Origin of the sequence: Burkholderia sp. NFPP32 (assembly GCF_900119325.1) — a bacterium.
Taxonomy (GTDB): Bacteria; Pseudomonadota; Gammaproteobacteria; order Burkholderiales; family Burkholderiaceae; genus Burkholderia; species Burkholderia pyrrocinia_C.
Map to the genome: position 1 here is coordinate 24,593 of NZ_FPJP01000038.1, position 8,848 is coordinate 33,440.

The 8,848-nt window shown below is 67.4% G+C and carries 7 protein-coding genes; all 7 read left to right on the top strand.

Translation table 11 applies throughout. The features are described 5' to 3' along the window. Positions 1 to 47: 47 nt before the first annotated feature. Complete coding sequence (locus BT264_RS35315; protein ID WP_072445220.1) at positions 48 to 812, top strand: IclR family transcriptional regulator; 765 nt, start codon at positions 48 to 50, stop codon at positions 810 to 812. A gap of 72 nt (positions 813 to 884) precedes the next feature. Beyond that, positions 885 to 2,165, top strand: a complete 1,281-nt coding sequence (locus BT264_RS35320) for a CaiB/BaiF CoA transferase family protein (RefSeq protein ID WP_072445212.1) — start codon at positions 885 to 887, stop codon at positions 2,163 to 2,165. Positions 2,166 to 2,231: 66 nt separating this feature from the next. Continuing rightward, positions 2,232 to 3,251 carry a cyclase family protein gene (locus BT264_RS35325; protein WP_072445213.1) on the top strand — a complete coding sequence of 340 codons (1,020 nt, stop codon included), beginning with the start codon at positions 2,232 to 2,234 and terminating at the stop codon, positions 3,249 to 3,251. Positions 3,252 to 3,334: 83 nt separating this feature from the next. Beyond that, positions 3,335 to 4,822 (top strand): MFS transporter, encoded by a 1,488-nt coding sequence (locus BT264_RS35330; protein WP_072445221.1) that lies wholly within the window; start codon positions 3,335 to 3,337, stop codon positions 4,820 to 4,822. Between the two features lie 274 nt (positions 4,823 to 5,096). Then, a complete protein-coding gene (locus BT264_RS35335) occupies positions 5,097 to 6,359 on the top strand; it encodes an MFS transporter (protein WP_072445214.1) in 1,263 nt (420 codons plus the stop codon). Between the two features lie 139 nt (positions 6,360 to 6,498). Next, positions 6,499 to 8,178 carry a flavin-containing monooxygenase gene (locus tag BT264_RS35340; protein WP_072445215.1) on the top strand — a complete coding sequence of 560 codons (1,680 nt, stop codon included), beginning with the start codon at positions 6,499 to 6,501 and terminating at the stop codon, positions 8,176 to 8,178. An 82-nt stretch (positions 8,179 to 8,260) separates the two neighbouring features. Beyond that, positions 8,261 to 8,848: CoA transferase subunit A (locus tag BT264_RS35345; protein ID WP_143156759.1), on the top strand; the 588-nt coding region annotated here is incomplete at its 3' end.

Below are 8,848 nucleotides of genomic sequence, written 5' to 3' on the forward strand. Positions count from 1 at the left end.
GGCCGCCGCGTCGCCTCGTGACGCTGCCGGCATCGCACGAGGTGGACATGAGCAAGGTGGAGACAAGCAATCAGGCAGAGGGCGGCGTGGCCGCGGTCAACCGCGCGCTGACCGCGCTGCTGGCGTTCGGCAACGCGCCCGGCGGGCTGATGCTTGCGCAGGTCAGCGAAGAGACGGGGCTCAACATGAGCACGCTGTTGCGGATGTTCGAGTCGCTCGAGCAGTTCCGCTTCATCAAGCGCCTGCCGGACGGGCGCTACGTGCTGGGGCCCGCCGTGTTCCAGCTCGGGATGATGTATCGCGAGTCGTTCCAACTGCGCGAGTACGTGATGCCGATCCTGTCGAAGCTGTCGGCGGAAACCGGCGAGACGGCCGCGTTCTACGTGCGCGAAGGCGACCAGCGCGTGTGCCTGTTCCGCATCCAGGCGCAGCGCTCGGTGCGCACGCATCTGCGCGAGGGCGACCGCTTCCCGCTCGACGTCGGCGCGGCCGGGCGCGTACTGCTCGCGTTCAGCGGCACGCGCGGCGGCGACTACGAGAAGACGGCCGGGCAGGGCTACGCGGTGTCGATCGCCGAGCGCGACCCGGAAAGCGCGGCGATCGCGTGCCCGGCGTTCGGCGTCGGCCGCGTGCTGAGCGGCGCGATCTCGCTCGGCGTGCCGCGCTATCGCTTCAACAAGAAGGTGCTGGCCGATTACCTGCCGCGCGTGCAGGCGGCCGCCGCCGAGCTGACGCATGCGCTGGGCGGCGATCTGCCCGCCGCGAGCGCGGCGTTCCGCGCGGCCGACCAGCTCGGCGTGCTGCTCGAGTAGCGTCGTGCGCGACCGAGCGCGCGCACTTCGAAGTCCGCATCGAACGACACACACACCAACCAGGAGACAAGCATGTTCGTTCCCGACCCGCAGGCCGCTCACGCGGCCGGCGCGCGCCGTCGCGCGTCCACCGGCCCGATCCATCCGAAACCGTTCGACGCCGGCGCGCAGGGGCCGCTCGCGGGCGTGCGCGTCGTCGACCTGTCGCGCCTGATGGCAGGCAACATGCTGAGCGTGCAGCTCGCCGATTTCGGCGCGGACGTCGTGAAGGTCGAGAGCGAGCGCGGCGATACGCTGCGCGCGGTCGGCGCGGGCGGGATCAGCACGAACTGGAAGGTGTACGGGCGCAACAAGCGCAGCGTATGCGTCGACCTGCGCGCGCCCGAGGGGATCGACATCGTCCGCCGGCTGGTGCGCGACGCGGACGTGTTCGTCGAGAGCTTCAAGCCCGGTGTCGCCGAGAAGATGGGGCTCGGCCCGGACGACCTGCTCGCGATCCGTCCCGAGCTGGTGATCGCGCGGATTTCCGGCTGGGGGCAGACGGGGCCGTACCGCCACAAGCCGGGCTTCGGCACGCTCGCGGAAGGGTATGCGGGGTTCGCGGCGATCAACGGCTTCGCCGATCGCGAGCCGGTGCTGCCGCCGATGTTCCTCGGCGACATGACGGCCGGGCTGTCCGGCGCGATTGCCGTGCTGGTCGCGCTGCATGCGCGCGACCAGCACGGCGCGGCGGGGCAGGTGATCGACGTGTCGCTGTTCGAGCCGCTGCTGTCGATCCTCGGGCCGGCCGCCGCGAACTACGTGATGACCGGCGAGATCAAGGCGCGCACCGGCAGCCGCTCGTCGAACACCGCGCCGCGCAACGCGTATCGCACCGGCGACGGCAAGTGGCTGTGCCTGTCGAGCTCGACGCAGGCGATGGCCGAGCGGCTGTTCCGCGCGATCGGCCGCGCGGACCTGATCGACGATCCGCGCTACGCGACCAACGTGCAGCGCGTGCAGCACGCGGAGGCGCTCGATGCGATCGTCGGCGAATTCATCGCCGCGCGCGATCTCGACGCCAATCTCGCGTTCTTCGAGGAAGCCGGCGTGACGGTCGGGCCGATCCAGGACATCGCGCAGATCGTTGAGGATCACTACGTGATCGAGCGCGAGGCGCTCGTCGAGCTGCCGGACGACGACGTCGGCAGCCTGCCGATGCACAACATCACGCCGCGCCTGTCGGCCACGCCCGGCACGTTCCGCCGGCCGGCGCCCGCGCTCGGCGAGAACAATCGCGAGATTCTGCTGCCGCTGCTCGGCGAACGCGAATACGAGCGGCTCGCCGGGCTGGGCGTGATCCGCACGCGCTAGGCGCGACGTGCGACGCGGCCGCGAAGCACGGCCGCCGCACCCTGGACATTGCATGGAGGAGACACCATGAAGCCACGCTGGACCCATCGGCCGCCCGGCTCGAACTGGGGGGATTTTGGCCCGGACGATCAGAAAGGGCGCTTGAACTGGCTGACGGCCGACGCGGTGCTGCGCGGCGTCGCGGAGGTGCGCGAAGGCCGCGTGTTTTCGCTGAGCCTGCCGCTCGACGTGCCGCACGGCGGCGGGCTGAACGCGCGGCGCCGGCCGCCGGCGATCATGCCGGCGCTGCTCGGCGACCAGCCGTACTTCGGCTATCGGGCGGACGAGCAGGTTGCGAACGCAACCGACGTGGTCTGCGACGATTCGTTCTGCATGCATTCGCAGTTCTCGACGCAATGGGATGCGCTGTCGCACGTCGGCTCGCTGTTCGATCCGGCGGGCGACGGCGAGCGAGCCCGCGTGTTCTACAACGGCTACCGGATGGACGAGCACATCCAGGTGCCCGAAGCGGGCGCGCCGCGCGGCGGCGCGCGCGCGCTCGGCATCGAGGTGATGGCGCAAACCGGCGTGCAGGGGCGCGGCGTGCTGGTCGACCTGCGCCGCCACTTCGGCGACGAGCGGCGCAAGATCGGCTACGCGGAATGGATGGCGGTGCTGCGCGAGGACGACGTGGTCGTCGAGCGCGGCGACATCGTGTGCGTGCATACGGGCTTCGCCGATCGCCTGCTCGACGCCGACGCGCGCGGCGAGCAGGCCGCGCCGGACGTGTGCTGCGTGCTGGACGGCAACGACCCGCGCCTGCTCGAATGGATCGACGCATCGGGGCTCGCCGCGCTCGCAGCGGACAACCACGCGGTCGAGGAGCGCCCGCGCCATGCGTCGGCGCGCGAGCGGCCCGGCGCGCTGATGCCGCTGCACGAGCTGTGCCTGTTCAAGCTCGGCATTCATCTCGGCGAGCTGTGGCACCTGACGCCGCTCGCCGACTGGTTGCGCGCGCACCGGCGCAACCGCTTCCTGCTGACCGCGCCGCCGCTGCACCTGCGCGGGCTTGTCGGGTCGCCGGTCAATCCGGTCGCCACCGTATGAACGCCGGCGCCGCGCGCACCCCGCGCCGGCGCTCGGTCCGCCGCTTCGCGCAGGCCGCGCGGGCGGATCATCGAGGAGTCGCCATGTCCCATTCCCATGCGGCGTCGATTGCCGCGCGCATCGACCGCCTGCCCGCGACGGCCAGCATATGGATGCTCGTGCTGTTCCTGAGCGTCGGCGGGTTTTTCGAGGTCTACGACCTGTTCCAGATGACCTACCTGCCGCCGGGGCTGATCCGCGACGGCATCTTTCACGCGGGCTCGCACGGCGTGCTCGGCATGTCGGACCAGGGCGCGCTCGGCGCGGCGACGTTCGCCGGGCTGTTCGTCGGCGAGATGTTCGTATCGCGCCTCGCGGACCGCTTCGGGCGGCGCGCGCTGTTCACCGGCGCGCTGCTGCTCTACACGGCGGGGAGCCTTGCGATGTGCGTGCAGACCCACGCGCTCGGCATTCTCGTGTGCCGCTTCATCGCGGGCTGCGGCATCGGCGCGGAGCTGATCACGATCGGCGCGTTCCTGACCGAGCTGGTGCCGAAGGCCGTGCGCGGCCGTGCGTTCGCGCTGTGCTTCGCGGTCGGCTATCTCGCGATGCCGGTGCTCGCGCTGGTGTCGTGGCTGTGGGTGCCGCACGATCCGCTGGGCATGTCCGGGTGGCGCTGGGTCGTGCTGCTCGGCGGCAGCGGCGCGGTCGTCGTCTGGTGGCTGCAGTCGCGGCTGCCGGAGTCGCCGCGCTGGCTCGCCCGCACCGGCCGCGAGGCCGAGGCCGAAGCCGTGCTGCAGCGGCTCGAGCAGGCGGTCGAGCGGGAATCCGGCCGGCCGCTGCCCGCGGTCCGGATGCCAGCCGTCGCAACACCGGCCGCGCGGCGCGCGCCGTCGATGTGGGATACGCAGCATCGCGGCCGCACGGCGATGTTGATCGTGTTCAACGCATTCCTGAGCATCGGCTTCTTCGGCTTCAGCCAGTGGCTGCCGACGCTGCTCGCCGCGCAGGGCGCGACCGTCACGAAGAGCCTCTGGTATGCGTTCGTGATCGCGTTCGCGTATCCGGTGTCGCCGTTCGTCGCCGGCCTGCTCGCCGACCGGATCGAGCGCAAGTGGCTGATCGTCGCGTCGGCGTTCGGCGTCGCGCTGTTCGGCACCGCGTTTGCGATGTCGGCGCAGGCGCCGTTCGTGATCGCGTTCGGCCTGCTCGTCACGCTGTCCAACACGGTACTCGCGAGCAACGGCACCGCGTATCAGTCGGAAGTGTTTCCGACCGAGATCCGCGGGCGCGCGCTCGGTTTCGTGCATTCGATCGGCCGCCTGACGGGAATCGCGAGCAGTTTCATCGTCGCGCTGCTGCTCGAACGCGCCGGGGTGTCCGCGGTGTTCGTGCTGATCGGCGGCAGCATGCTGATCGTGATGGTGTCGATAGGGGTGTTCGGGCCGTACACCAACAACCGGGCGCTGGACGAGATCACGGACAGCAGCGAGGACGGCGCCGAGAACACGGCGGCGGTGCGCGGGCTCGCCGCATTGCCGACCCGGCATGTCGATGAGCGGCGTAAAGGAGCCGGGGATGGGGCGGTGTAACGGCGCCGGCGGCAACGGGGTAGGGCGCGGATTCGAACGGTGTCAAGACGGCAGGCGCCGTCGCGCAGTCGATCGAGCGTCGTCGCGTCGCGACAAGATTGCCCGGTTTAAAAACTCATCGGGCCGCAGACCCGCTACCATTAGCCGTTCCTTACACGTCTGAAAGGATATCGTTGGTTATCGGTAACTACGATAATTTCTATTGCAGATACGTCTCTACTCGCAAAACCGGCCTTCGACTACTGTAGCTGTCACGTTACTACCGAGGCCATACATGTCCAAACTCAATCTCAAACTACTGGGTCCATGCCTGCTCGCCATCGCGATCGACGCGATGGGGTTCGGGCTCGTGTACCCGATCATGGCGGCGATCTTCTCCGATCCCCAATCCGGCATCATCGGCGCCGATACGAGTCCGCAACTCCGCAATTTCTATCTGGGGCTCGGGTACGGCGTCTATCCGTTCTGCATGTTCTTCGGCTCCTCGCTGATGGGTGAGCTGTCCGACGGCTACGGCCGGCGGAAGATCATGCTGCTGTGCGTGTTCGGGCTGGCTCTCAGCTACTTGCTGATGGCGCTCGGCGCGCTGCTGCCGAGTATCGCGCTGTTGCTGATCGGACGCGGCCTGAGCGGCCTGATGGCCGGTTGCCAAGGAATCGCGCAGGCCGCGATCACGGACATGAGCACGCCGGAAACCAAGGCGTACAACATGAGCATCATGTCGATCGCGTTCAGCGCGGGCGTCATCGTCGGCCCCGTGCTCGGCGGCGTCACGTCGGACCGCACGATCGCGCCGTTCTTCAACTACGGCACGCCGTTCCTGCTGGTCGCCGCGCTGTCGGTCGTCTGCGGGCTCTGGACGTTCTGGTCATATCGCAACGCGGTCGCGCCGACCGGCAACACGCGTGTGGACCTGCTGATGCCGCTGCGGATCATCTACCAGGCCGGCACGCACCGCCGCATCGCGTTCCTGTCGATCGTGTTCTTCCTGATGCAGGTCGGCTACGGGCTGTATCTGCAGACGATCATGCTGGTGCTGCAGACGAAATTCCAGTACACGAGCTCGCAGCTCGGCCTGTTCAGCGGCCTGATCGGCATGTCCTTCGTGTTCGGGCTGATGGTGATCGTGCGGCTGATGCTGAAAATCTGGAACGTGGTCGACATCGCGAAGACGGGCCTGCTGATCGCGGGCGTCGGGCAAGTGCTGTCGGCGCTGTTTCCGCACGAAAACACGCTCTGGGTGCTCGGCATGGTGGTCGGCTGCTTCGACATGGTTGCATACACCACCATGTACACCGCGTATTCGGACGCGGTGACCGAGGACCGCCAGGGCTGGGCGCTCGGCGTCGCCGGCTCCGTGATGGCGATCGCCTGGGTCGTGACGGGCTTCCTCACCAACCTGTTGCCCGTGCTCGGCGAGCTCGGCCTGCTGATGGTCGGCGGCCTGAGTTTCGTCCTCAGCTTCGTGATGATGCTGGCTTATGGCCGAAAGTGGTCCGCGCCAACCGTGTCCGTCGGCTCGCGCGCCTACGACTGATGTGTCTTCTCCCGGCGCGCGCATCGCTGCTGCGATGCCGCCCGGGCGCCAGCCGGATTCCAGGCCGGCGCATGCTCTCCCTGTATCGAAACGGAAGTACCCGATCAATCCAGCAACACGTTCATATTGAAGGACTGACATGGTGAATATCGCATCAAGAGACGAGGACGCCGCATTCGATATGGTCATCGTCGGCGCCGGCGTAGCCGGCCTGTACATGCTGCATCGGGCCAAGGAAGCCGGTCTGTCCGTACGGCTCGTCGACGCGGCGGACGGCATCGGCGGTACCTGGTTCTGGAATCGCTATCCCGGCGCACGCGTCGACATCGAGAGCTTCGAGTATTCGTACTCGTTCTCGCGCGAACTCGAACAGGAATGGCGCTGGACCGAACGCTATGCATCGCAGCCCGAACTGCTGCGCTATTTCGATCACGTCGCGCACCGCTTCGGGCTCTATGAACACATCCAGCTCGGCACGCGGATCGATGCCGCGACGTTCGACGAATCGCGCGCCCGCTGGACGCTCGTCACTCACGCCGGCGAACGACTGCACGCCCGCTACTGCGTGATGGCGACCGGCTGCCTGTCTGCGCCGAAGGTGCCGGACGTCCCCGGATACGGCAGCTTCGCCGGCGAAACCTACTTCACGTCGCGCTGGCCGACCGGCACGGTCGACCTTGCCGGCAAGCGCATCGGCGTGATCGGCACCGGCTCGTCGGCGATTCAGTTCATCCCGGTCGCCGCGCAATCGGCCGCGCACGTCACCGTGTTCCAGCGCACGCCGAACTACAGCATCCCGCTGCGCAACCGTCCAATGGACGCGGAATACGAGCAGCAAATGAAGGCGAACTACACGGAACTGCGCCGCATGGAATGGCAATCGCCCGGTGGCTTCGTCTGTGTCGGCGGCGAACCGCGTCAACCGCTGCGGATTTCCGCGCTGTCCGTCACGCCGGAAGAGCGCCTGCGCGAATACGAAGCGCGCTGGGCCGCGGGCGGGCTGTGCTTCTACACGTCGTACAACGATCTGCTGACGAACAAGGAGGCGAACGACACGCTCACGGCATTCGTCCGCGCGAAGATCCGGGAGAAGATCGACGATCCCGTGCTGGCCGACAAGCTTACGCCGAGCGGCCATCCGATCCTGACGAAGCGCCTGTGCGCCGACAGCGGCTATTTCGAAACCTTCAATCGCGACAACGTGTCGCTGATCGACCTGAAGGAAACGCCGATCGAGTCGATCACCCGCAACGGCATCGTCGCGGACGGCCGCGAGATCGAACTCGACATGATCGTATTCGCAACCGGCTTCGATGCGGTGACGGGCGCGCTGCTGAACGTGGACATTCGCGGGCGTCACGGCGAATCGCTGCGCACCGCGTGGAAGAACGGCCCGCAGACGTATCTGGGGCTCATGAGCGCGGCGTTCCCCAACCTCTTCAACATCGCGGGTCCCGGCAGCACCGCCTCGCTGAGCAGCGCGGTGCCGTGCGACGAGCACCAGGTCGAACTCGTGATGAAGCTGATCGAGCGCGCCGCACACCACGATGCGGCTACCGTCGAGCCGACTCGCGCGGCGCAGGAAGCGTGGACGGCACGCATCCAGGCGATCGCGGAGAAGACGCTGATCCATCAGAGCAACTCCTGGTACGTCGGCGCAAACGTGCCCGGCAAGCCGCGTGCCGTCCTGCTCGATCTCGAGGGATTCGATTCCTACATCGCCGTATGCGAAGGCATCATCGAACGCGATTACGAAGGATTCCTGTTCAACACCGAAACTTCCGATCATTCACTTCCTGAAAGTGTGGCCGAAGTCTGACCCCGCGACATCCTCCCGCTGAATCGGTTTCCTACACCGGCGATTCGCGTCCGACGGGCGCGAATATCAATAAGGATTACGTATGAGTAAACTTCATTCGAGCGCTGCTTCAGCGCTCCGGGACATCGTGCGCGACGGCCAGACCTTCGCGATCGGCGGCTTCGGCCTGTGCGGGATTCCGGAGGCGCTGATCGGCGCGTTGCGCGATTCGGGCGTCAAGGGCATCACCTGCATCAGCAACAACGCGGGCGTCGACGGTTTCGGTCTCGGCCTGCTGCTGGAAACGCGCCAGATCAAGAAGATGATCTCGTCGTACGTCGGCGAGAACAAGGAGTTCGAGCGCCAGTACCTGGCCGGCGAACTCGAGCTCGAATTCACGCCGCAGGGCACGCTGGCCGAGAAGCTGCGCGCGGGCGGCGCGGGCATCCCCGCGTTCTTCACCAATACCGGCTACGGCACCGTGATCGCGGAAGGCAAGGAGACGCGCCAGTTCGGCGATCGCCACTACGTGCTCGAGCCGTCGCTGACGGCCGACGTCGCGCTCGTGAAGGCGTGGAAGGCCGACAAGTCCGGCAACCTGATCTATCGCCGCACCGCGCGCAATTTCAACCCGATGTGCGCGATGGCCGGCAAGATCACCGTGGTGGAGGTCGAGGAGATCGTCGAGAAC

Excerpts from the sequence above, each read along its gene's own strand:
- BT264_RS35315 (WP_072445220.1), top strand. The coding sequence starts at position 48 with ATGAGCAAGGTGGAGACAAGCAATCAGGCAGAGGGCGGCGTGGCCGCG.
- BT264_RS35325 (WP_072445213.1), top strand. The coding sequence starts at position 2,232 with ATGAAGCCACGCTGGACCCATCGGCCGCCCGGCTCGAACTGGGGGGAT.
- BT264_RS35320 (WP_072445212.1), top strand. The coding sequence starts at position 885 with ATGTTCGTTCCCGACCCGCAGGCCGCTCACGCGGCCGGCGCGCGCCGT.
- BT264_RS35340 (WP_072445215.1), top strand. The coding sequence starts at position 6,499 with ATGGTGAATATCGCATCAAGAGACGAGGACGCCGCATTCGATATGGTC.
- BT264_RS35330 (WP_072445221.1), top strand. The coding sequence starts at position 3,335 with ATGTCCCATTCCCATGCGGCGTCGATTGCCGCGCGCATCGACCGCCTG.
- BT264_RS35335 (WP_072445214.1), top strand. The coding sequence starts at position 5,097 with ATGTCCAAACTCAATCTCAAACTACTGGGTCCATGCCTGCTCGCCATC.